Here is a 23,733-nt window from a genome sequence, read left to right on the forward strand (position 1 = left end):
ACCTCCCGAAAATAAACAATTTTTCTGTTTAAGTATAACAGAAATTTCGCCTTTCGTAATTTGAATGCTCCTATATTAATTGAAATTTTCAATTAATGCACGCCGAAGGTCTGGTTTCCAATATTTCCATGTATGATTGCCATCAAACTCATCATAAAATATAGAAAATCCTTTCTTTATCATAAGATCATGTAGCTGACGATTTGGTGTTAAAAAGTCTTTGACCGTTTTATCCAGTGTCACAACTTGGTTTTCCCCTTTTCCTACGATATGGTAAATAGAAATGGCTCCTGGATCTTTAAAATTTTCAACGGCTTGTAAAACATCTTCATCCACATATGGTGATTGTAAAATAACTTTGCCAAAGATACTTGGATATTTTAAAGCAGCCATTAAGGAAGCGGTTGCAGCCATTGAGTCACCAATGACCCCACGGCTCATCCCCATTTGATAGGTAGCAAATTCATTATCTAAATAGGGCACAAGCTCATGTGCTAAAAAACGTAAATAGGCCTCATGCTGTTCGCCGCTTGGTAAATATTTATGACGTCGATCTTTAATATCTTTGTAAGGAACAAAGGCAATAATTAAATTTTCGATTTCATAGTCTTCAATCAGTTCATCAGCTAGTTTTGTAATCCCGCCAAGCTGGAAATAATCTTTCCCATCTGAGGCGATTAAAATGTTATATTTATATAGTGGAGAATAATTTGCAGGAACATAAATATAGAGTGGTAATTCTTCCTGTAATGCTGCACTATAAAATGTTAAATCCTGTACTGTTCCCTTATCCAATGGTGACACTCCTTCTTCTGTTTGTGACAAAATTGTACCATATTGCGTAAGTAAAGGTATAATAGGTTGGGCTAGCACTAACTAGCAATAAAAATGAAATGAGGGTTAGGTATGCATAATAAAAATGTGCGTGTACACTCTGATGAAGTTGCGAAGGCAGCACAAGCCGCGTTAAATCGCAGAGGTGTAACGATAGAGGATATTGCCAAAATCGTTTATGAAATGCAAAAATCGTATAATGAAGGCTTAACACTGGAACATTGTGTTCATTCAGTTGAGCGTGTGTTACGGAAACGAGAAGTACAACACGCTTTATTGGTAGGGATAGAATTAGATGAACTTGCAGAGAAAAAATTATTATCCACGCCATTGCAGCAAATTGTCGAGTCTGATGAAGGTTTATTCGGTGTAGACGAAACAATCGCACTAGGTTCAGTTTTTACATACGGTAGCATCGCGGTAACTACTTTTGGTCATTTAGATAAGCAAAAAATAGGAATTATCAAAAAGCTAGATACAGAGCCTGGACATCATGTGAACACATTTTTAGATGATTTGGTTGCTAGTATTGCGGCTTCAGCAGCTTCACGTATTGCCCATCGTATGCGTGACCTCGAAGAAGAGGGCGGAACATTTGCAGATATCGAACCAGAGGAACTTGGTCCAAAACCAAAATCACATAATGAAATTTAACAAATAACAGAGCCTTCTCAGAAAATTTGAGAAGGCTCTTCTGTTGTTACTAAAAATTAAGACAATAGCAAAATAATAGTGCTAACAGGCTAGTGTGGAAACGGTCAACTTGGACGAACTATTGAGTAGCCGTTTCAACAACATAGCTTGAATGTAGTAGCCTGATATTTTACAATAGAAACATCGTGAAACTTTTTGTCTTTCTTCATAAAAAGTTGAACAGCTTATAGAAATAGCTGCTATAAGCAAAGATGACAGGTTGTAAGGGGCTTACTATATGAAAATGCAAGATATAAAGACATTAATAACAAGTGGTACGATTATTCTTGCTGTCGCTTTGTATATGATATTTGGCAAAACTTCCACAGAAGAGGATGCTAAAACAACTACAGAGCAGCAGGGCATCATAGCCATTGAACAGGTAGAAGAAGAAACAGGGAATAAACGCTTTGAGGTAGCGTATATAAAAGCCTATGATGGTGATACCCTTCAGGTAACAGTGGATGGTAAGAAGCAAAAGATTCGACTGCTGATGGTGGATACGCCAGAAATGAATTACAACAAAGGTGAAGCACAACCATATGCTGAACAAGCAAAGGACTATACAATGGATTTATTGGCAAATGCTAAAAAAATTGAAGCAGTCTATGATGTAGGACCAGAAACAGATAATTATGATCGTTTGCTTGCCTATGTTTTTGTAGACGATGTATTATTACAGGAATCCTTATTACTGGAAGGGCTGGCTGCTGTTCGCTTTATTCATAAGCCAAATAATACATTTGAGGAAACATTCCGTGAGATTCAGCAAGAGGCACAGGACGCTAAATTAAATATTTGGTCACATGAAAATTACTTCCAGAAAGATGGCTTCCATCCAGAAGTTATGAACTAACTAAAAAATCCATTTACAGGTGATGATGTAAATGGATTTTTTGATATTACGCTTTACTACCTTTTGTCCACTCGGCTACTTTGTCTGGATTGTCATCAATCCATTTCTTTGCAGCATCTGTGGCACTCATTCCTTCCATAATATCAAACATGACACTTTCTATATCTTCAGCAGTCCAATGGAAACTATTAAGGATATTATATGCTTCAGGATCATCCTCTTTTAAACCATTACGAGCAAATGTACCGATATATTCCTCGACACCATATAACCCTTTTGGATCATCTAAATATTTTAAATCATAGGCATTAAAAATCCAATGTGGTGACCAGCCTGTAATAACGATTTCTTCATTATTGGCAATTGCTTGACTAAGCGCTGCTGTCATTGCACCAGCAGAAGAAGTTAAAACATCCCAGTCTTCTAAATTTTGATACTCTTTATAAGCATTTTCGGTTGTAGCCATCATATTAGCCCCTGGTTCAATACCTGTAATGGTTTTATTGGCTTCGCTTGTTAAGTCTTCAATAGTATCTACGTCCATATAACTTGGGACGACTAAGCCGATTTTTGCGCCTGTTAAATTTTCTCCTAGATTATCAATTTTTCCGTTATATTTCTCTACTTGTGGGGCATGGGTTTGCGGTAACCAGGCAGATACCATGCCATCCACCTCTCCGTTTGCCAGAGCCTCCCACATAATCCCATTATCTAATGGTGTAAGTGTAACATTATAGCCTAGATTTTTTAAAACTTGTCCTATTACATGGGTAGAGGCAACCTCCGTATCCCATTCAACATATGCTAAGTTAATTTCTTTTTTGTTACTATTTTCTGTGCCTGTTTTTGTGTCTGCTGAGCTACAAGCAGTTAAAGCTAGTAAACAGATAAAAGCTAAACCAATTCCCCATAATCGACAAAATCTCATGAAAATCCCCCTTAAGAACATTCTACCTTAGTAAAACATTAATTTTATGTCTTAAAATGACAAGTAACAACTTAATTCTATAGATAAGTTGTTACTTTTGTCAAATGATAATTTCATACATACAGCAACTATCGAGCTGCCCATAAAACTTTTATGGTATGACATATGATAAGGGAAAATAGGCACTTAATGAGAGGGGACCTAGTATGCATTGGGTTACAATTATTTTAATTGGCATAGCGGCAAACTTAGATAATTTAGGAATTAGCCTAGCCTATGGCATTAAGCAAGTAAAAATTCCTGTTTTATCAAATGCGGTAATTGCTGTTATTTCTATGATTATTACATATGTTGCCGTAACAGCGGGTAGCACGGTTGTAGCGTATATTTCACCACATACAGCAAATGTATTAGGGAGCTTATTATTATGTTTGATTGGTATATGGACTTTAATGTCTCATCGATTTTCCAATCAACGGATCGCAGGCAATCCTGAATTATTTGATGAAGATAAAAATTTAGTCATTTCGATTCGAGAGGCAATGGCACTTGGCTTTGTACTATCAGCAAACTGTTTAGCAGCAGGAATTGCTATTGGTGCAAATGGTATTTCCGCGCTATGGACAGTTATTTCGATTGGTGTCTTTTCATTTATTACCGTTGGGGTGGGCAGTCATTTTGGCTCTTTACTAGCAAAAACATTACTTGGCAAATATTCAACGGTCATTTCAGGCTGGTTGCTGATTATCATTGGTATTTTTGAGGTTTTTATTAAATAGTAGAAAGTTGTTGTTAGATTGACAAATCTCCGCTAATACCAATAAGAAAATGTTATTTAGCCTTTAATGAAAACAAATGCTTATCGTGAATAACGCATGAAAATCTACTTTATTTTCTACGACTAGGATTCGCTGGATATCCTTGCTTTTTTATAGAAAGCTATGCGGGTTTTTCTCTGTTATTTAGAAAAAGATAGGTTTGACTTTTAGAATATATTTAACCATTTCACCGGAAGGTAATTTTGACATATTGAGGTCTATTTTGGATTTACAGTTGACATCCACTGGGATTAACGATTATTCTTGGGAGTAGAATCGTAATTGAGAATAATTTTCGTTTACTTGAAAGTGCTTTCAAGTAGATGTTTTTTCAATTAGGATGTTTTATTATGACCAAGGGAGGCGTGCAACCTATGAAAAAGACGCTTATGTTGATTATGCTTGTTAGTCTATTTGTTGTGAGCTTAGGACTAACACAAGCATCTGCTCAACTGGCTGATGGCACTCATTCGATAAAATATCAGGTGAATAAGCCAGAAAGTAATTCAGCATCTATTGCAAATGATTATTTTGTAAAGCCAGCGAATGTTACAGTAAAAAATGGTACAGCTACTGTCCAAATTACGTTAAAAAACAGCGCATGGATTACAAAATTTGAACCACCTGGTGGGGCAACTGTTGTAAGTGAAGATCAGGCGGCAGATACACGCACTGTGCAGTTTACAGTAAAGGACTTATCTAAGCCAGTAGTAACATCAATGAAAATTGATATTGATGATATTAATTATCATCATGAATATAGTGTCTCCTTAGTCTTTGATGCAGCATCGACGGCTAGTGCTACTTCTGCACCAGCATCTGAAAAAACAACAGCAGCAAATGACACAGGAGCGCCAGCAGCATCTCACGAGGGAAGTCAAGTGCCGAATCCACAAACAAGTGATGCAACACCATATCTATTTATTATTGCCTTAGTGGGCTCAGCATTCTTACTTTATAGAAAAAATTCACAAACAAAAACGGAGGGTCAATAATGGCTAAAAAACGTCAATCTCGTGCAACTAAAATTGTACTAGCTTCATTGCTAGCAGCATCTCTTTCCATCCCATCTTTTGCATCAGCAGCAGAAGTCGTAACAACGAATACAGAAGTGAAGGAAGAAACGGCAAAAGCAGTTGTCAACATCCAGACCTTTAAACCAGGTACTTTAGAAAATCAGCCTGCTATTAGTGCTCATCTAGTGCCACAAGGAGCTATTGTTGAAAAAGATGGAAAATCCGAAGTGGAATTAACGATTACAGCAAAATCTGCACCAATGATTGCTGGCTTACAAATCAAGCAAGGCGATCAATATATTGATGCAACAGAAGTAAAAAATGATGATGGTACTCTTACATATCGTTTCCCTGCTGTTGCTGATGAGGTCGTATCAGCAAAAATTCATGTGGTCGTTGCAGCAGCCAATATGGACACATGGTATGACTTTGATTTAAAAGCAGCGAAGGAAGTAAAAGAAGAAGTTAAAGTGGATGAAGTGGCTGTTACTGTTTATAAAAATGGTACAACAGAAGAATCCATTATGAAGCAATATATCGCACCAAAAGTAGGCGTTTCTGTAGAGAATGGTAAAAATATTGTCACGATGACTTTCCCTCAAGGTCAATATGTAAAAGGATTTACAATAGAAGGAAAAGAAGCAACGTTAGTGAGTGAAGACAAGGCAACAAATGAACGCACATACTCATTTGAAGTAGCAGATCTAAAGAAACTTGTAAATGCACAATTACACATTGTTGTGAATGAGCCAGCACAAGGCGTTAACTATGATTCTAATCATACAGTACAATTTAGCTTTGCTGTAGAGGGTGCAGTGAAACCAACTGTAAATCCATTTAAAGATATTAGTAATGATGCTAATAAAGAAGCTATTTTATCACTTTACAACTTGGGGATTGTGAAAGGTCAAGACAACTTTAACCCAAATAATAATATTACACGCTCACAATTTGCTTTAATGGTTGCTCGAGCATTAGGGGTATCTTCGACAACAGACGCTGGCTTCAAAGATACAGCTAAGCTTGATGTAGAAGCTGTACAAGCTATTAATGCATTAGCGGAAGCCGGAATTGTTAAGAAAGCAGATAATTTTAATCCAAATGATACATTAACTCGTCAGCAAGCAGCTGTTATGATTTATCGTACAGTCACACACGTAGCAGGACAAGAATTGAATATGGGTGATACAAGCTTATCTTATTATGCAGATGGAGCTACAGTAACAGATGAAGAAGCGAAAAAAGCCTTTGCCTTACTTTATGCTGGAAAAGTAATGACAGGTTCAGTGAATGCAAATGGTAAAACTGTTATTGATGCTAAGAGTCCATTAAAACGTTCACATATGGCAAAAATATTAAATGGTGCATTACAATACATGAAAAAATAATGATGTTAACAGAACTTCCTTTCTCATTTAGCTGAGGAAGGAAGTTACTGTGCTTTTAAAGAAATTGGAGGATATGATGCAATGACAATAAATAGAAGAAACATTTGCATATTGACTGTTTGTACAATACTATTAGTCCTTGTCCCTCCATCCATTTTCCTACAAGCAAAGGCAGAGCCATCTGTTATAGCAGATGGTCATTATCAAGTTGAACTAAATTTTTCTCCTGCTGAAGGTTTTCAAGAACCTCTATTTAAAAAAATAGCAACGCTTGCGGTGGAAAATGGGCACTATCAATTAACAGTGGCACTTGAGCAGCAATATGCTGTCAGTGATATACATATTGAACAGCTAGGCAATGCAATTTCGTTTACATTTGATAAAATAGAAAATTTAGTTCAGCTTGATGGTTTTTCATTAGATCAACCAATTGTAATAAAGGGCAATATAGAGCTTTCAACTGAAGAGCCGTATACCTTATTTTCGCAGGAACTTGAAATGAATCCTCAGACACTCCCACAGATAGAGATAGGTGTAATAGGACAGGAATGGGAAGTAGATTATATACTATTGGTAGATGGTAAAAATGAACCTTCCATTATGAATACATATGTTGATCCAGTAGCAAAAATAATTGAAAAAGATGGTAGCTATTATGCACATATCACGATTTTACAAGCTGCTTGGGTAACAGGATTAAAGATAGATAAGCAGGGACAGCAAATGGAGCCTAAGCTTATTTCGCTTGTTGATAATACAAGGGTCATAGAGTTTGAGATTGAAGATTTAACACAGCCAGTACGAATGTGGGTCAAAATTGATATTCCAGACATTTCTTATCATCATCAATATTTTGTGCAACTAGCATTTGAGCAAGCACAAATTGGAGCTATTATAAATCAGCCAATTGAAAACAAAGTGACACAACCGGTTATACATGAGGAGCCTGCTATTATAGTTATAGAAGAACCGACAGTCATTGTACAAAACGTAGCGCCCAAAGCATCAACATCTGTTCTTCCAGAGAAGACGATCGACCAGTCGCCTATATCAACAATACCTGCTGCACCGTTTACGGCACCCCTGATACCACAGGAAGAGCCATTAGCCTTTGATCGTACATTGGATGAATCAACAGTGCAAGGAGCGGAGGAACAAGAGGAAGCTCAGCAAAAAGATGAAAACACTACTAAAAAGCCAGTGAATCAGCCTGTAGCAGATTCAACAATGGCACCATTGAATATAGCAAAGATTGTGTTACTCGTCTTTCTTTGTGTATTGTCAGGCTGGTTGCTTATTCGACGCATGAAAAATGCCAAAAAGATTAAGGCTGATCAGTAATCAATTACGCTCCAGCGTAATTGCGTCTGGATTTTTTCAAGCTCGCTCGAAAAAGCACCTCTTCAAAATCCATGACAATGTTTTCTGTACCGACAGCGTTAGTGTCAGGTACATCCGCCGGGGCTTTTATCTTGATTTAGTGGGCGTGTGGATACTCACTGAGCAGAGGTAAAAATAGGCATTCCTCCCCTCCCTACAGAGGAAGGGGTCTTCTACTGAATCAAGATAAATTAGGAGATGACAGAATGAAAAAGGATTGGAAAATAGGACTGCTACTAATAATATTCCTTGTATTACTACTTGCGGCTTGTAGCGGTGATAAACAGGCAGGCAAGGAGTCAGCTCCAGCTACAGAGAAAGAACAAACAACAGCAAACAGTGAGCAACGAATTATTGCAGGAACAGTTGTTGTGGCAGAAATTTTAGATAAGCTGGAGCTGGATGCTATTGCTGTACCAGAAACAGAAAAGCAGCTAGCCAAACGCTTTGAAGGCTTGCCAACAATCGGTAATGCCATGGAGCCTGATATGGAAATTGTTAAATCATTAAATCCAACAGAAGTGCTGTCTGTATCAACATTGGAGTATGATTTACAGGATAAATTTAAACAACTGACTATTCCTGTGAAGTTTTTAAACTTTCAAAGTGTTGATGGGATGCTAACAGAAATTACAACGCTTGGTGAACGCTATGATCGTGTAGCTCAAGCTGAAGAATTAGTGCAAGGTCTACAGAAAAATATTGAAGCTGTACAGGCAGTAGCTGCGAGCAAGGAAGGCCCTCGTGTATTAATTTTACTTGGTATTCCAGGAAGCTATTTAGTTGCAACTGAAAACTCCTATGCAGGTGATCTTGTGAAGCGCGCAGGCGGCATAAATGTAATGGAAGGTCAGGATGCTGAGTATTTATCTTCCAATACGGAATATCTTCATAATAGTAATCCTGATATTATTTTACGTTTAGCACATGGCCTGCCTGATGAGGTTGTGAAAATGTTTGATGAGGAATTTAAAACAAATGATATTTGGAAACATTTTGATGCCGTGAAAAATGGTAAAGTTTATGATTTAGAGGAAGAGTTATTTGGGACAACTGCCTCCTTACAGGTTCCCCAGGCTTTAGGGCAGCTAATGGAAATCTTTTATCGTCAATAGCTCGTAGAAATGTCGCTCGTATGATTCGTCATAGAGCGTTTTTCTTATGTGGCATATCAATTACGTTCCAGCGTAATTGCGTCTGGATTTTTTCGAGCTTGCTCGAAAAAGCACCTCTTCAAAATCCATGACAATGTTTTCTGTACCGACAGCGTTAGTGTCAGGTACATACGTCAAGGCTTTTATCTTGCGCTTGGACACTCACTGAACAGAGGTAAAAAATAGGCATTTATCCCCTTCCTACAGAGGTAGGGTCTTCTACTGAATCAAGATAAAAAGAAAAAGGAAGTCTGCTATGACCAAAAGAATCGTTAGTTTTTTTAGTGTAACTGCTTTATTACTAGTGACAATTATTTATTCAGCGACAACAGGCAGCATTCAAATGAGCTTTTTTGAATTTATAGGGGCATTATTCGACAAGGGAAATAGCCAAATGGAAGCTATTCGAGATTTACGCTTTCCCCGCATCCTAGTCGCATTATTTGCAGGTGCAGCACTTTCCGTTTCTGGGGTGCTTTTACAATCGGTGATGCGTAATCCGCTAGCAGATGCTGGTGTTATCGGTATTTCATCAGGAGCAGCATTTGTTCAGCTTTTTATTATTACCTTTGTTCCTACATTATTTTTTATGACACCCGTTTTAGCCTTTATCGGTGGTGCATTGGCCTGTACACTTGTTTTTGCATTATCTTGGAAATCAGGCTTGAGCCCATTGAAACTGATTTTAGTGGGCATTGCCATTAATGCGATGTTTACAGGCTTAACAGAGGCATTTATTAGCTTAGGTGGCTCTTTAAATACATCTGCATCAAGTGTTATTGGCTCAAATTTAACCATGCGCACTTGGAAAGATGTGTCTACAATTGTGACATATGGCACAGTTGGATTACTTGCTGCTTTTGCTTTATATAGCTGGTGTAATCTACTTGTATTGCAAGATAAAACGGTCAAGAGTTTAGGATTCCAAGTGGCACGTGCACGTTTGCTGATTTCTGCTGTTGCCGTTTTATTAGCGGCTGTGTCTGTGGTTGTGGCAGGCGTTATTTCATTTGTTGGGCTATTAATACCTCATATTGCGCGGCGATTGGTGGGGCACGATCATCAAGTGCTTATTCCATTTACAGCATTAGCGGGTGCATTATTAATTTTAGTGGCAGATACGTTGGGACGTACGGTTGTAGCGCCTCTCGAAATTCCAGCTTCAACGATTATGGCAATTATCGGTGGCCCCTTTTTAATATTCTTATTAAGAAAAGAGTGACGAAACATGGATATACAAGACATCATTGTATCGCATGATAATACACATAATCATCTAAATGGTGTTTCAACAACAATTAACAAAGGTAAAATTACTACAATTATTGGGCCAAATGGCTGTGGAAAATCAACATTATTAAGTGTGATCTCCCGCTACCATTCACCAAAAGCAGGCTATGTTCGATTAGAAAATAAAGATTTACTAAATTACAAACCGAAAGAATTTGCGAAAAAACTAGCGATTGTTTATCAGCAAAATGAAAGCCCAAAAGATTTAACGATTGAAAAACTAGTGAGCTTTGGACGTCTCCCTTATCAAACAATGCTGAAAAAAAATCATGATGAGGATGCAAAAGCTATCGAATGGGCCCTTACTTGTACAAATTTACAACATAAAAACACGACAGATGTAGAGGCATTATCAGGTGGGGAGCGGCAACGTGTATGGATTGCTATGGCTTTAGCACAGCAATCAGAAATACTATGTTTGGATGAGCCAACAACTTACTTGGATATTTATTATCAGATAGAGTTGCTTGAGCTTGTCAAAACATTGAATAAGCAGTACGGATTAACAATTATTATGGTGCTTCATGATATTAATCAAGCTATTCGCTATAGTGATTGCATTATTGTAATGAAGGATGGGCAAATTTTTGCAGAGGGTGCACCACGTGATGTTATTACAAAAGAGGTTATTAAAGAGGTCTATGGGGTAAATGCGCTATTTCATGAAGATAAAGAGCTTGGCTATTATATGATGCCTACAGGAATATAAAATGAAAAAGAATATGTCTAAACTTTTAACATTCCTCTATATAGTAGTATTTTTATATTCAGGATTTTCCCTAGTGAAATACCTATACACTTATTATGAAGCGTCGAAATCATTAAAGGAAGTGCAAACGATTTATCAAACCACATTGGCAACAATAGAAGAACAGCCTGAGGAAATCCAAACGGCTGACGATGTAATGACTTATACAATAAGACCGCAATTTCAGGATTTACAAGCTGTCAATAAAAATATTGTTGGGTGGGTTTCAGTGGATGGGACAAAGCTAAATAATCCAATTTTGCAAACTGACAATAATGATTTTTATTTAAATCATAATTTTAAAGATCAACATAGCCGTGCTGGTAGTGTTTTTATGGATTATCGAAATAATATAATGGAGATGAATCAAAACACTATTTTATATGGTCATGCTATGAAGAATGATACGATGTTTGGAAGTTTAAAAAATTACTTAAAGCAAGATTATGCGGATCAACATCCAATTATTTATTTGGATACATTGTATGAGGGCTATCAGATCGAGGTATTTGCAGCCTACGAGACAACCATCGATTTTTATTATATTGAGACGGATTTCGCAAACAGCGAAGCCTATCAACAATTTTTAGAGGATATTAAGGAACGCTCTGCTATTAATAAGAATGTTATTGTAAGCCCAGACGATAAAATTCTTACATTATCGACTTGTAAGGACTCTGTTATTAGTGATGACCATCGCTTTGTTGTGCAAGGCAAATTAGTAAAGCGTTAAGAAGGATGAACCTGCTTGTGGGACATCCTTTTTATTTTATAAAAAATTTATTTTTAATTACTTGACGTAATTGAGTTATTAATATATAGTAAGTTACATAAAGTAATTAAAAACTTTTATAACTGAAAACGGAAGCAAAGAAGTAACTATTAGTGTTTATCCTATAAAGTTTTGGGTAACATAAATAATGTAGTTGCTTCATATTTTAAAATATATCTCGAAATCGAGATAAAATCAACCTAACTGGAGGAATTTACAATGGCAAAATGGAACATTGATTTAGGACACTCAGCGATTAACTTTGAAGTAAAACACATGATGGTATCAAAAGTAAAAGGAGTATTTGATCAATACTCAGCAGATATTGAAGCGGCAGATCTTACAGACTTAACAACTGCTAATATTAGCTTTACAATCGATCCAGCAAGCATTAACACACGTAGTGAAGATCGTGATAATCATTTAAAAGCAGCTGATTTCTTTGATACTGAACAATATCCAACAATTACATTCAAATCAACAAGCATTACAAAAAAATCAGACAATGAATATGCAGTAACAGGTGATTTAACAATTAAAGACGTTACAAAATCAGTAACATTTGATACAGAGTTTAATGGAAAAGGAACGAATCCATGGGGCCAAGAGGTATATGGCTTTGAAGCAAAAACAACCATTAATCGTGAAGAATTTGGCTTAACTTGGAATGCGGCATTAGAAACAGGTGGCGTTCTGGTTGGTAAGGATATTAAAGTAGCTGTTGAATTAGAAGTTAATCCAGCTTAATAAACATAAAAATTGGCTATCAGCTTTTTAGATGTTCCATGATAAAAGAAGATCCTGACTATGAGATAGCATGCTTGCAATAATATGCAAGTGTGCTTTTTATTATAGCCATAAATAAAAGATTGTTCCTCTGATGTAAAGGAAGACGAAACATTATCAATAATTTTGTAATAATATGCCAAAGCTTCTGGCATATTTTTCGTTATAGATGCATATAAATCATCATATTGTTTTTGGGGGCGATAGGATGAATGTGTTGGTGACAGGCGGTTATGGTTTTATTGGCAGTGCGGTAGGCAGGCGTTTTTTTGAGGAAGGTGCAACAGTTTATATTATTGATAATTTAAGTACAGGTCATTTACGGAATGTCGAGTTTGAACATAAATCCTATCTTTTAAATATTGAGGATGAGGTTTGTGAGCATCTTTTTAAAGAAGTGGATTTTGATGTGGTGGTTCATTGTGCAGCCCAAACAAACATTCAGCAATCGATAAGGGAGCCTGTAAAAGATATTTTGACCAATATTGTAGGGTTGAGTCAAATACTCTTTTTATCATCTAAATATAAGGTAAAGCATTTTGTCTTTGCCTCCTCAGCGGCTGTTTATGGAGATAGTCATTATCCACCTTTAGACGAATCAGATGTTTGTGAGCCTATTTCCATGTATGGCTTAAATAAAAGCATTGGCGAAACCTACTGTGAAAAATGGCAAAAGGATTATCATTTGCCTATTTTAATTTACAGATTTGCGAATGTGTTTGGTCCAAGGCAGTCCATGCAGGGAGAAGCAGCGGTTATTCCAAGCATGTTAAAAAGCAGTCTTGAAGGAAAAGCGTTTACGATTTTTGGTACTGGTGAACAGACACGTGATTTTATTTATGTAGATGATATTGCAGATGCTATTTACGCTGGTGTAAGTGCACGTTTGCAAGGTATTTACAATGTATCGACGAATGAGGCATGGTCCATTCATCAAGTCATCTTATTGCTACAGCATCTTAATCACCCACTTGAAATTCAATATGCGCCAGCGCGGCAAGGTGATATTGAGCATTCATTTTTAAATAATGATAAACTAGCGAAGGCAATCGGTTGGAAACCTAAAATTTCCTTTGCTGAGGGAATTGAACGTACCTTGCATGCGCTACAACATGAAAAACTAATAGAAATTCAACAAAATAGAGGATAAAATGGGCCTTCAATCAGCGGGTCTTTTCGCATGTCCTCCAATGATTGCTAAGATGTGAAAACGAGCTAAATAATTTTGATCGATTAGAGGGCTATCTACTTTTAAGATGCCCTCTTTTTCCATGTCTATAGTATAATAATTCATTAAAGAAATGGTTGTGGAATTGAACGGAGGTCTATCAATGCTTGTAGATTTTAGCGTAAAAAATTGTTTAAGTTATAAAGATGAAACATCATTTTCAATGGTAGCAGGAAGTCGGCTACGTAAATGGAAGGATACGCATACGATGCAGCTTGATTCACTGCGTCTTGTGAAAAGTGCATTTATTTTTGGTCCGAATGGTAGCGGAAAATCCAATCTTTTTACTGCCATTAAAGTATTACGTTCTCTCTTATTTAATTTTGAAAGTTTAAATAATGTTAAGCAATTACGTCTACCCTATCAACCGTTTAAATTAGGAAGTCAGCAGGACAAACCAACAGAGTTCATGATTTCCATTTTTTTAGATGGAACTTTATATGACTATGAAGTACAGTATAATGCTGCGCAAGTTCTTTTTGAGCGTCTGACCAAAACGACAGGGACAGGGAAAGAGGAATTATTTGTTAGACAATGGGATGGTACAGCCTATATTTATGAAACGCTACAGACGACAGCACAGGAATTGACAAAATATACAAGGAACAATACTGCCTTTTTATCTGTGTTACATGTGTTTAATGATCCAGATGCAATTCAAATATTCGACTGGTTTTTACATAAGATTCTGTTCTTAGATGAAGCGAATCGGTTATCAAGCCATCCCCTTATTCGTAAACTTGAAGAGGAGCCTTTTAAAAAGGAAGTGATGAAGCTTCTTAAAATTGCAGATTTTTCAATTCAAGATGTTACAGCTAGACGTGTGGAGCGCAGAGAAAAAAATACAATTGGCTATGAATTTGATGCTTCTGAGGTTATTCAGGAGGTCGATATCGATCTGCATTATTTAGCATTTGATGAATTAGGTGCACCAATAGGAACAGATACGATTAATTGGACAATGGATTCTAAAGGAACAGTGCGTATGCTGCATTTAGCATGTGTGATGGTGGATGCATACAATAAAGGAAAGACCATTTTTATAGATGAGTTTGATACAGCCTTTCATGTATCAATTTGTGAGTTTTTAATGGCGATTATGAACAGCAAGCGCAATACGAGTAACCAATTTGTTGTGACAAGTCATGAAATAGAATTGCTGGATCAGCCATTACGAGCCGATCAAATATGGTTTGTGAATAAAAGCTTTAAAAATGAATCGGAGTTATATTCTTTATTTGATTTTGCAGATCTGCAGAAGAAGCGTGGCGATGTGACATATGCAAAACGCTATTTAAAAGGGGAATTTGGTGCAACACCTGTGATTAATGAATATTTATCAGAACAATATTTAAAGGAAGCGGAGGTATCGAAGCAGTGAGAGTACGTCAACAAGGGAGCCGAACACTGCGGAAAACGATTTTAATTTATTGTGAGGGTGAGACAGAGCGCATTTATTTTGAGCAAATGCGTATTTTAAAGCGCTCTAAAATGGTAAGTGTCAAAATAAAAAATGTGAAACGCTCTGCCATCAAACTTGCTCAGCACGCGTATCGAGATTCAAGCTATCAATATTTTGATGAGGTTTGGGTTGTCTTTGATAAGGATGATTTAACCGAAAAGCAATTAGAGGAAGTAAATACATTTTGCGAGGAAAAAAATATTCATATTGCTTATACAAATGAGGCATTTGAATTATGGCTACTGTTGCATTTTGAAGAAGTTGATAGCACAGAAAAATATCCTAGGGCTGTGTTAAACGACAAAATGGAGCAACATCTTGGGATAAAGCGTTATTTCCGTCATAAAGCGGATGAATCCATTATTGCTCCTATCGCCTTACGCCATGAGGTAGCCTTGAAAAATTGCGCTAATATGATGGCCCTAAGACAAGCTGAGAGCCGTGATAATCCGTACTGTAACGTACATGAAATGATACGATACATATTTTAATATCGAATCGTAGGGACTACGAGGATAGCTTGGTCTATAAGGGAAATCGCTGTGGGTAAGTACATACGCTCGCAAGTAGGCTCTGTTCCCAAGAAGCTCCCACTTCAAGCGTAGCTAAGTGGCGAGTAGTTCACTAGTGGTAAATTTCTTTTTTGGAATATGAGTATGGTGAATAGATAGATGCCACAATTGTTTTATGCTAGATGGATTCCAATAAAAATATTCGTTAGAGAGATAATGAAATTGGATACTTAGGTAAATAGTATAAGAAAAGCCATCAGCAATGTTCTGCTGATGGCTTTATCTATTATAAAGAGTTGCAGTTTTCACAGTGATGGCTGTAGCATTCACTTTGCTCTTCCATTTTTTCTCCACATTCTATACAAGTTTTCTCTGGTAAATTTCTGAAAAATTCCATAACGTTTTCTAACATATCTATTTCCTCCTCAGTAGGTAACTGTTATATATAAATTATTTGATATTTGTATTGTATTATAACAGATAGGAAACGTCAATGTAATAATCAGAATATTTCGCATTATTTTTGTCAATTTTATGACATGCAATAATATAATCATTTAATAAAGGAGACAAGGCAATTGGTGTTGTTCAAATTTAGTAGAACAGGAAGAGGAATATCACTATAAAAATAGGATGGAAAAGGCATATAACAACGAAGGAATTTCAAGAATATGTGAAGCCGCGAGCAAAAGATTTTCCCAGACACGATTGCTAAATGAAACCATTCAGACGATTTTTAACCGAGATAGAATAGCCAGCTCCTTAAAGGTGCTCTCCAGTAGCGATTTGTCGAAAGAGGGGCATGTTTGTGGAAGAGAAACATATAGTGTATATGGAGCGACCAAAGTATGGAGATGAAAGGGGATTACGTGGATCACTCAAAGTCAGATCAACCTAAAAATGCACAGGACAATGCGAAGGATCAGCAGCTTGAGCCATTTCGTGTCGAAAATGATGGTACAAAGATGACAACGAATCAGGGGCTAAGGGTGTCCAATGATGAGGACTCACTCAAAGCAGGTATTCGTGGCCCGACAATTATGGAGGATTTTCATCTTAGAGAAAAAATTACTCATTTTGATCATGAACGGATTCCTGAGCGTGTGGTGCATGCGAGAGGTTTTGCAGCACATGGTGAATTTGAATTGTATGAATCGATGAGGGAATATACCAAGGCTGGCTTTTTACAGGACCCAAAAAAGAAAACACCTGTGTTTGTAAGGTTTTCGACAGTTGTAGGTAGCTTAGGGTCGATGGACACAGCGCGCGATGTACGTGGATTTGCAACGAAATTTTATACGGATGAAGGAAATTATGATTTAGTGGGTAATAATATTCCTGTCTTTTTTATTCAAGATGCGATCAAATTTCCTGATTTAATTCATGCGGTAAAGCCTGAGCCCCATAATGAAATGCCACAAGCAGCCTCTGCCCATGATACGTTTTGGGATTTTGTGGCGAACAATCAGGAGATTGCCCATATGATTATGTGGCATATGTCTGATCGAACAATTCCTAGGAGCTTTCGTATGATGGAGGGCTTCGGCGTTCACACATTCCGCTTCGTTAATGATAGGGGTAGATCGAGATTTGTGAAATTTCATTGGAAGCCAGTGCTAGGCGTGCATTCACTTGTTTGGGATGAGGCGCAAATTATTGCGGGGAAGGACCCTGATTTTCAACGTCGAGATTTATGGGAATCCATTGAGATCGGTGATTATCCAGAGTATGAGCTTGGTATTCAAATGCTTGAACCAGAGGATGAATTTAAGTTTGATTTTGATATTTTAGATGCCACAAAGCTATGGCCAGAGGAATTAGTACCAGTAAGGAAGATTGGCAAAATGACCTTAAATCGCAATGTGGATAATGTCTTTGCGGAAACAGAGCAAGTTGCCTTCCATCCAGGAAGCGTTGTACCAGGTATTGATTTTACGAATGATCCGCTACTACAAGGGCGTCTCTTCTCCTATTTAGATACACAGCTAATTCGATTAGGAGGTCCTAATTTCACAGAGATTCCAATTAATCGTCCTATCTGTCCTGTTCATAATAATCAGCGCAATGGCTTTAGCCGACAAACGATTAATGTAGGGAAAGTAAGCTATCATAAAAATTCACTTGCCAATAATACGCCTGCTACTTCTACAGCAAGGGAAGGTGGCTATGTTCATTATGAAACAAAGGTGGAGGGCCGTATTACACGAGCGCGCAGTAAATCCTTTGATGACCATTTTTCGCAAGCACGGTTATTTTGGAATAGTATGTCCCCGCCTGAAAAGCAGCATATTATTGATGCCTTTAGCTTTGAGGTCGGAAAAGTGAAAAGTAAATCTGTTCGACAACAAGTGGTGGATATGTTTGTTCATGTGGATAAAGGAATGGCTACAATGGTGGCAGACAATGTTGGCGTTAATCGCCCTAGCGGAGAGCAGTCCAAAGTAACAACCTCATCACCAGCACTGAGTCAAGCCAATACAATAAAATTACCTTATACGCTGAAAGTCGGTGTTTTAATTGGAGATGGCTTTGATGCAAATGAGGTTGGAGAAGTATTAAAGCATTTAACAAGGCAGGGTGTACGTTATAGTATTGTTTCTGATCGACTAGGCATTGTGACAAGCAATAGTGGTGTTCAATTAACAGCAAGTGAAACATTTACCACAACAGATGCAGTATTATTTGATTCCCTATATGTTGTGGGGGTAAAGACAAATAATCAAGCTAAATTTAATACACATATTGTGAATTATATTAATGAAGCATATCGTCACTATAAGCCAATTGGATTTGCTGCTACTGGTACAACCTTTTTTAATATGTCAAACGCAGATACTGGACCAGGTATTGTTTTGGCGACAGGTAATCGAGATTTTGCGAAAAAATTTGTCGCTGCCATTGCCCAGCAACGGTTTTGGCAAAGAAATATTTATGAAAATGATGACTAAAAGCTGAATAGCCGCAGAAAGAAAAGCATGAATGATGAATCAGCAGCGAATATCAGCAAAAATAAAAGGCACATTATAGGTAGGGACTAACCCATCCTATAATGTGCTTTTTTAATTAACTTCAGGTTCTTCTTCTTGATCCCCAGGTATTGTAGAAAGATATAAGAAAGCCTCATCTTGCAAAAGTAATAATTTTTCTTCGCAAATCCCATGTGCTAGTGGTCCAGAAAAAATGGACTCCCACCATGTTCCAGTTGTTGTTGTCATTCATCTACGCCCCCGTTTCGGTTTTAATATGTAATTGTATATTTCCCGAGAAGAAAAATCTAAAACATATCATGTATCACTTTAATAGTCACCTCCGAGGAAGAAAGAGGATTTTTGCCTATCAATGTTGTATCGTATAGACAAAGATAGTTTGTTTCAAAATCACAAAACTATGTATGCCATTTTAAAAAAAGGGGTGCTTTATCAATGAATTTTACAACGCAAGATGTAGAGAATATGATTACAGAACAGCGTCAATTTTATTTTTCACGTGCAACAAAAAGTGTGAAATTTCGCAAGGAGCAGCTAACGAAATTAAAGAAAGCTATTTTAAAGTATGAGCAGGACATCATCAATGCGCTATACTTAGACCTTCGTAAAAGTGAATTTGAAGCTTATGCTACAGAAATTGGCATTGTTTTAGATAGTATTTCATATATGATTAAGCATGTAGAGGAATGGATGAAGCCAGAAGCTGTTAAAACACCCATTCAATATCAGATGGGAAAGAGCTTTATTGTGCGAGAGCCGTATGGTGTGACATTAATTATTGGACCGTTTAATTATCCATTTCAGCTTGTCATGGAGCCATTAGTAGGAGCTATTGTTGGTGGCAATACAGCAATTGTTAAACCATCAGAGAGCTCTGTACACACAGCAGCGATTGTAAAAAAAATAATTGAAGAAACATTCCATCCCTCCTATATCCGTGTTGTGGAAGGAGAAAAAGAGGAGGTCACAGCCCTTATTCATGCATCTTTTGATTATATCTTTTTTACGGGCAGTGTAGCAGTTGGCAAAGTGGTTGCCAAGGCAGCGGCAGAGCGTTTAACACCTGTTGCCTTAGAGTTGGGTGGAAAAAGCCCGGCTATTGTTGATCAAACCGCTAACTTAGAAGTAGCAGCAAAACGCATTGTGTGGGGAAAATTCACGAATACAGGACAAACCTGCGTAGCACCAGATTATGTAATGGTGCACAGGGAGGTTTATGATCCTTTTATGAAGATCGTAAAAGAAACAATACGTTCATTTTACGGAAAAAATCCATTGAAGAGCCCTGATTATGGTCGTATTGTGAACCTTAGACAATTCGATCGTTTACAGCAAATTATCATGGAAGAACGTGATGCTATTACATTTGGTGGACGAGTAGATCGCGATGATTTATATATTGAACCGACAATTATTGAATATGTAAAATGGTCAAGTCCATCTATGCAGGAGGAGCTTTTTGGTCCTATTTTACCTGTGATGGTCTATCAAGATTTACCACTTGCCATTCATCAAATTCGTCAATTACCTAAGCCTTTAGCAGCTTATTTCTTCTCAGAACACGAAAAGGCAATTCAATACTTTTTAGAAGAACTTCCTTTTGGTGGGGGATGTATTAATGATACGGTTACACATGTGGGGAACCTACACTTACCATTTGGTGGTGTCGGTCCTTCAGGGGTGAAGGCTTATCATGGTAAAGCTAGCTTTGAAAACTTTACGCATCCTAAATCCATTTTAAAGAAATCTTCTAAGTTAGAGACAAATGTTCTTTTCCCACCCTATAAACAAAAGGTGAAGATTGTGCGTTCATTGATGAAATAATACAAATGGAGGTATCTCATAAGGTGCCTCCTTTTTCTCTAAAAGTTCTACAGAAATATGTCGAAAAATGACGATAATTCATTGAAAATTTTAAGAAAAACATTTTTTTATAATAATGAAAACGTTTTCGTTAAAAAAATGTATTAGAGACATTTTATTTATCAAGAAATAAGTAGTAAAATAAATTCAAAAGAAGTGGGGGGTCTTTCTTGTCGTATTTTGTCGAATAGGCAAAAATAACGATATGAGTGTAGAGATTGATTGGAGGACTATGAAATGTATGCAGAGGAATTGTTAAGTGCATTACCTTTGAAGAAAATAATTGGTGAGCTGCCGAACCAGGTTAGTGATATTGTAATAGATTCAAGAAGTGTACAGCCAAATAGTATGTTTGTTTGTATTAAAGGCTATACGGTTGATGGTCATGACTATGCGCAAAAGGCTGTGGATGGTGGGGCAACTATTGTTGTGACAGAACGTAAACTCCCACTAGAAGAGACAATTGCGCAGGTTATTGTGAAAGATACGGATCGTGCAGTAGGTTTATTAGCTGCAAAGTTTTTTGATTACCCTTCAAAGGATATTACAATGATCGGGGTAACAGGCACAAATGGCAAAACATCTGTCACAGGCATTATTCAAAATATCATGCAAGGCATGGGCGAAAAATCTGCATTAACAGGTACAATTGGCTTTAATTTAAATGGAATTTTATATGAATCTGCCAATACAACGAGCGATGCGTTATCAACACAACAAATGATCTTTCGTGCAAAAATGGAAGGTTGCAGTTTAATGACGATGGAGGTTTCATCACATGGACTAGCACTTGGTCGATTGGCAGGTGTTGATTATGATATTGCGATTTTTACAAACCTAACACACGATCATCTTGATTTTCATGGCACAATGGAAGAATACGGATATGCAAAAGGCTTATTATTCTCCCAGCTTGGGCAAGATTTAGAAAAGCATAAATTTGTTGTGCTAAATGCAGATGATCCTTGGTCAGAGCGTTATGCTGCTTTAACGCCCTTTCCTGTGTGGACGTATGGCTTACAAAATGACAATGCAGATTTCCGCGCTATTAACTGTGAATATCACGATTATATGACAATTTTTGATGTAGAGATGCCAGAAGGAATTTATCGTGTAAAAATGCACTTACTTGGTGAATTTAATATTTACAATGTATTAGCAGCAATGGTGGCGTTTTATGGCCGTGGTTATTCTATGGAGGCAATTATTGAACAAGTTGAGCAATTACCACCAGTCAAAGGCCGTATGGAAAAAGTATGCTCAGATTTGCCTGTACAAATTTTTATTGATTATGCACATACACCAGATGCGATTGAGAAGGCCATTGAAGCAGCCCAGCCTTATAAAAAGGGCAAGCTGATTTTCCTAGTTGGAACAGGCGGTAATCGTGATAAATCAAAGCGACCTGCGATGGCTGAAAAAGCATCTGCGGCAGACTATGTGATTTTAACAACAGATGACCCTCGCTATGAGGATTACGATAGTATTACAAGCGATCTTGCCAAAGGTATGCAACATCATCAGTATGCCTGCATTGGAGATCGTGCAGAGGCAGTGCGACATGCGATTGAGGTGGCAGAGCCAGGTGATATTATTATTTTTGCGGGTAAAGGCCATGAGGATTATCAAATTATTGAAAATACAAAATATCCACATAGCGATGCAGAAATTGCCCTAGAAGCAGGGCAGTTAAAATTTGTTTGATTTTGTAAATGTTCGAAACCTATATAAGTTAGATAAAATTTGATAGATCGGAAAAACGCTCCTTTACATTTATGTTGACAATGTAAGGAGCGTTTTTTGTAGTTATGATTTTTTAATAAACAATTGCTTTTTTATTAATATTTTTCCAAAAAACAACTACCTTCTATACATATTTATAGTTATCTTATACTATGAATATAAAATAGTAAGAAAGGTAGTGATTAAAATAGGAAAATGGCAGTGTTTAAACTGTAATAAAGTCAACAATAGCCATGCAAGGTATTGTATAGAGTGTGGTACATATCCTTCAAGTCCAGAACCAACAACAGGAAAAATAGCATGGAAGTGTCCTGCATGTAAGACCATAAATAATGACTCCGATAAATATTGTAAAAAGTGTGGAACATGGCTTTTAAGCACTACCCATGAGGCGATAAAGATTGGGGGTAGCGCTAAGCTTCAAAAAAACACAAATAATTTAAGATATCAACAGCAGACGAAAAGCCTTAAAGGATTCTACATTTTTGAAGCAATTATTATTTGTTTGATTTTGTTAGTAACTATGCTAGGCAATGCTACTACTTCGATAATATTTATGACAATTTCCATTATTGTATTTCTTTTATCTTTATTGCTAATAATAGTTTTGATAATGAAACAAAATCTAAAACTCCAGTTTAATAATGTTTTAAAGCATATTTTAGTGTCCATTATTTTTTTTATTTTAAGTTTCTTTTCCCTAGAAGACACTAAGCAGTTAGCTGAACTTCCACCTTTCGAAACATATCAAACAGGTGCAGTAAACTTGGATTATCATGATTTAACACGTAATGCAGCAACTTCACATTTAGGTAAAATGGTCCATTTAAAAGGAAAAGTATATCATTTAGCTGATGGGAAACAAAAATATATAATGGTTGATGTAACAAATGAAACACAAATGGCATATAGTGAAGTTATTTTTGTAGAGCGCATAGACCAAGCGGGAAATCTAATTGTAGGTGATGTTGTAGATATATATGGTTTAGTAATAGGGACACAGCAAGTAAAAACTATATTAGGAACCGTATCGGTTGTTCCCAGCATCGAAAGCCATTATATTGTTATCACAAATACGCAATAGTTTTTCATTATAAATTTTCTCTTTTTATGTAAAAAACATCTATCTTTTTTGATTGCCTATCTAAAAGCCTTAAATAAAGCGAAAACCTTTTATTTAAACTGTATCCTATAAGATAGATACTTTGAAAAAGCCTATCTTATAGGGTACTTTTATTTATAATGACTTTAAATGAGTAAAAATATTTGATAAAG

At 36.8% G+C, this 23,733-nt stretch carries 22 protein-coding genes; 18 read left to right on the forward strand and 4 right to left on the reverse strand.

The window, feature by feature from the left end; genetic code table 11:
- Positions 1-75 precede the first annotated feature (75 nt).
- Entirely contained in the window at positions 76-795 is a 720-nt protein-coding gene (locus MHB44_RS04400; protein ID WP_341301705.1) for an alpha/beta hydrolase-fold protein, read from the reverse strand.
- Between the two features lie 111 nt (positions 796-906).
- Here MHB44_RS04400 and MHB44_RS04405 point away from each other — a divergent pair, with 111 nt between their 5' ends.
- Complete coding sequence (locus tag MHB44_RS04405; protein WP_053993695.1) at positions 907-1,488, forward strand: phosphatidylglycerophosphatase A; 582 nt, start codon at positions 907-909, stop codon at positions 1,486-1,488.
- Positions 1,489-1,765: 277 nt separating this feature from the next.
- Positions 1,766-2,383: a thermonuclease family protein gene (locus MHB44_RS04410; RefSeq protein ID WP_341301706.1), complete on the forward strand. Its 618-nt coding sequence runs from the start codon at positions 1,766-1,768 to the stop codon at positions 2,381-2,383.
- Between the two features lie 46 nt (positions 2,384-2,429).
- On the opposite strand, the gene MHB44_RS04415 is transcribed toward MHB44_RS04410, so the two are convergent.
- A complete protein-coding gene (locus MHB44_RS04415; RefSeq protein WP_341301707.1) occupies positions 2,430-3,311 on the reverse strand; it encodes a glycine betaine ABC transporter substrate-binding protein in 882 nt (293 codons plus the stop codon).
- Between the two features lie 206 nt (positions 3,312-3,517).
- Between MHB44_RS04415 and MHB44_RS04420 the strand changes: the two genes are divergently transcribed.
- The 12 genes from MHB44_RS04420 (at position 3,518) to MHB44_RS04475 (ending at position 15,844) form a co-directional block, all read left to right on the forward strand.
- Positions 3,518-4,090 (forward strand): manganese efflux pump, encoded by a 573-nt coding sequence (locus tag MHB44_RS04420; RefSeq protein ID WP_341301708.1) that lies wholly within the window; start codon positions 3,518-3,520, stop codon positions 4,088-4,090.
- Positions 4,091-4,503: 413 nt separating this feature from the next.
- Positions 4,504-5,124 (forward strand): heme uptake protein IsdC, encoded by a 621-nt coding sequence (isdC, locus tag MHB44_RS04425; RefSeq protein WP_341301709.1) that lies wholly within the window; start codon positions 4,504-4,506, stop codon positions 5,122-5,124.
- Positions 5,124-6,533 (forward strand): NEAT domain-containing protein, encoded by a 1,410-nt coding sequence (locus MHB44_RS04430; protein WP_341301710.1) that lies wholly within the window; start codon positions 5,124-5,126, stop codon positions 6,531-6,533. The genes isdC and MHB44_RS04430 overlap by 1 nt, the downstream gene beginning before the upstream one ends.
- 81 nt (positions 6,534-6,614) lie before the next feature.
- Complete coding sequence (locus MHB44_RS04435) at positions 6,615-7,874, forward strand: NEAT domain-containing protein (RefSeq protein ID WP_341301711.1); 1,260 nt, start codon at positions 6,615-6,617, stop codon at positions 7,872-7,874.
- Positions 7,875-8,119: 245 nt separating this feature from the next.
- Positions 8,120-9,028, forward strand: a complete 909-nt coding sequence (isdE, locus tag MHB44_RS04440) for a heme ABC transporter substrate-binding protein IsdE (protein ID WP_341301712.1) — start codon at positions 8,120-8,122, stop codon at positions 9,026-9,028.
- Positions 9,029-9,323: 295 nt separating this feature from the next.
- Positions 9,324-10,289 (forward strand): iron ABC transporter permease, encoded by a 966-nt coding sequence (locus MHB44_RS04445; protein ID WP_341301713.1) that lies wholly within the window; start codon positions 9,324-9,326, stop codon positions 10,287-10,289.
- Positions 10,290-10,295: 6 nt separating this feature from the next.
- On the forward strand, positions 10,296-11,066 hold the full coding sequence (locus MHB44_RS04450) for an ABC transporter ATP-binding protein (protein WP_341301714.1): 771 nt from the start codon (positions 10,296-10,298) through the stop codon (positions 11,064-11,066).
- Between the two features lie 13 nt (positions 11,067-11,079).
- Entirely contained in the window at positions 11,080-11,838 is a 759-nt protein-coding gene (srtB, locus tag MHB44_RS04455) for a class B sortase (RefSeq protein WP_341302919.1), read from the forward strand.
- 258 nt (positions 11,839-12,096) lie between these two features.
- Positions 12,097-12,624 (forward strand): YceI family protein, encoded by a 528-nt coding sequence (locus MHB44_RS04460; RefSeq protein ID WP_341301715.1) that lies wholly within the window; start codon positions 12,097-12,099, stop codon positions 12,622-12,624.
- Positions 12,625-12,871: 247 nt separating this feature from the next.
- Positions 12,872-13,813: an NAD-dependent epimerase/dehydratase family protein gene (locus tag MHB44_RS04465; protein ID WP_341301716.1), complete on the forward strand. Its 942-nt coding sequence runs from the start codon at positions 12,872-12,874 to the stop codon at positions 13,811-13,813.
- A gap of 181 nt (positions 13,814-13,994) precedes the next feature.
- Positions 13,995-15,272 (forward strand): ATP-binding protein, encoded by a 1,278-nt coding sequence (locus MHB44_RS04470; RefSeq protein WP_341301717.1) that lies wholly within the window; start codon positions 13,995-13,997, stop codon positions 15,270-15,272.
- Positions 15,269-15,844: an RloB family protein gene (locus MHB44_RS04475; RefSeq protein ID WP_341301718.1), complete on the forward strand. Its 576-nt coding sequence runs from the start codon at positions 15,269-15,271 to the stop codon at positions 15,842-15,844. The genes MHB44_RS04470 and MHB44_RS04475 overlap by 4 nt, the downstream gene beginning before the upstream one ends.
- A 307-nt stretch (positions 15,845-16,151) precedes the next feature.
- Here MHB44_RS04475 and yhfH read toward each other — a convergent pair whose 3' ends face one another.
- A complete protein-coding gene (yhfH, locus tag MHB44_RS04480; protein ID WP_341301719.1) occupies positions 16,152-16,277 on the reverse strand; it encodes a protein YhfH in 126 nt (41 codons plus the stop codon).
- A 442-nt stretch (positions 16,278-16,719) separates the two neighbouring features.
- Here yhfH and MHB44_RS04485 point away from each other — a divergent pair, with 442 nt between their 5' ends.
- On the forward strand, positions 16,720-18,813 hold the full coding sequence (locus MHB44_RS04485) for a catalase (protein WP_341302920.1): 2,094 nt from the start codon (positions 16,720-16,722) through the stop codon (positions 18,811-18,813).
- Between the two features lie 111 nt (positions 18,814-18,924).
- On the opposite strand, the gene MHB44_RS04490 is transcribed toward MHB44_RS04485, so the two are convergent.
- Positions 18,925-19,080: a hypothetical protein gene (locus MHB44_RS04490; protein ID WP_341301720.1), complete on the reverse strand. Its 156-nt coding sequence runs from the start codon at positions 19,078-19,080 to the stop codon at positions 18,925-18,927.
- A gap of 207 nt (positions 19,081-19,287) precedes the next feature.
- Here MHB44_RS04490 and MHB44_RS04495 point away from each other — a divergent pair, with 207 nt between their 5' ends.
- From MHB44_RS04495 to MHB44_RS04505, 3 genes are all read left to right on the forward strand, one after another.
- Entirely contained in the window at positions 19,288-20,676 is a 1,389-nt protein-coding gene (locus MHB44_RS04495) for an aldehyde dehydrogenase (protein WP_341301721.1), read from the forward strand.
- Between the two features lie 276 nt (positions 20,677-20,952).
- Positions 20,953-22,419 carry a UDP-N-acetylmuramoyl-L-alanyl-D-glutamate--2,6-diaminopimelate ligase gene (locus tag MHB44_RS04500; protein WP_341301722.1) on the forward strand — a complete coding sequence of 489 codons (1,467 nt, stop codon included), beginning with the start codon at positions 20,953-20,955 and terminating at the stop codon, positions 22,417-22,419.
- Between the two features lie 217 nt (positions 22,420-22,636).
- A complete protein-coding gene (locus tag MHB44_RS04505; RefSeq protein WP_341301723.1) occupies positions 22,637-23,542 on the forward strand; it encodes a zinc ribbon domain-containing protein in 906 nt (301 codons plus the stop codon).
- Positions 23,543-23,733 lie beyond the last annotated feature (191 nt).

The sequence above is a fragment of the Lysinibacillus sp. FSL H8-0500 genome, assembly GCF_038051955.1.
GTDB lineage: Bacteria > Bacillota > Bacilli > Bacillales_A > Planococcaceae > Lysinibacillus > Lysinibacillus macroides.

What these genes read in the sequence shown, in the direction of transcription:
- MHB44_RS04460 (WP_341301715.1), top strand. Translation starts at nt 12,097, where the DNA reads ATGGCAAAATGGAACATTGATTTAGGACACTCAGCGATTAACTTTGAA.
- MHB44_RS04415 (WP_341301707.1), bottom strand. Translation starts at nt 3,311, where the DNA reads ATGAGATTTTGTCGATTATGGGGAATTGGTTTAGCTTTTATCTGTTTA.
- MHB44_RS04465 (WP_341301716.1), top strand. Translation starts at nt 12,872, where the DNA reads ATGAATGTGTTGGTGACAGGCGGTTATGGTTTTATTGGCAGTGCGGTA.
- isdC (WP_341301709.1), top strand. Translation starts at nt 4,504, where the DNA reads ATGAAAAAGACGCTTATGTTGATTATGCTTGTTAGTCTATTTGTTGTG.
- MHB44_RS04430 (WP_341301710.1), top strand. Translation starts at nt 5,124, where the DNA reads ATGGCTAAAAAACGTCAATCTCGTGCAACTAAAATTGTACTAGCTTCA.
- MHB44_RS04470 (WP_341301717.1), top strand. Translation starts at nt 13,995, where the DNA reads ATGCTTGTAGATTTTAGCGTAAAAAATTGTTTAAGTTATAAAGATGAA.
- srtB (WP_341302919.1), top strand. Translation starts at nt 11,080, where the DNA reads ATGTCTAAACTTTTAACATTCCTCTATATAGTAGTATTTTTATATTCA.
- MHB44_RS04435 (WP_341301711.1), top strand. Translation starts at nt 6,615, where the DNA reads ATGACAATAAATAGAAGAAACATTTGCATATTGACTGTTTGTACAATA.
- MHB44_RS04410 (WP_341301706.1), top strand. Translation starts at nt 1,766, where the DNA reads ATGAAAATGCAAGATATAAAGACATTAATAACAAGTGGTACGATTATT.
- MHB44_RS04445 (WP_341301713.1), top strand. Translation starts at nt 9,324, where the DNA reads ATGACCAAAAGAATCGTTAGTTTTTTTAGTGTAACTGCTTTATTACTA.
- MHB44_RS04485 (WP_341302920.1), top strand. Translation starts at nt 16,720, where the DNA reads ATGAAAGGGGATTACGTGGATCACTCAAAGTCAGATCAACCTAAAAAT.
- MHB44_RS04420 (WP_341301708.1), top strand. Translation starts at nt 3,518, where the DNA reads ATGCATTGGGTTACAATTATTTTAATTGGCATAGCGGCAAACTTAGAT.
- MHB44_RS04500 (WP_341301722.1), top strand. Translation starts at nt 20,953, where the DNA reads ATGTATGCAGAGGAATTGTTAAGTGCATTACCTTTGAAGAAAATAATT.
- MHB44_RS04405 (WP_053993695.1), top strand. Translation starts at nt 907, where the DNA reads ATGCATAATAAAAATGTGCGTGTACACTCTGATGAAGTTGCGAAGGCA.
- MHB44_RS04450 (WP_341301714.1), top strand. Translation starts at nt 10,296, where the DNA reads ATGGATATACAAGACATCATTGTATCGCATGATAATACACATAATCAT.
- MHB44_RS04495 (WP_341301721.1), top strand. Translation starts at nt 19,288, where the DNA reads ATGAATTTTACAACGCAAGATGTAGAGAATATGATTACAGAACAGCGT.
- MHB44_RS04490 (WP_341301720.1), bottom strand. Translation starts at nt 19,080, where the DNA reads ATGACAACAACAACTGGAACATGGTGGGAGTCCATTTTTTCTGGACCA.
- yhfH (WP_341301719.1), bottom strand. Translation starts at nt 16,277, where the DNA reads ATGTTAGAAAACGTTATGGAATTTTTCAGAAATTTACCAGAGAAAACT.
- isdE (WP_341301712.1), top strand. Translation starts at nt 8,120, where the DNA reads ATGAAAAAGGATTGGAAAATAGGACTGCTACTAATAATATTCCTTGTA.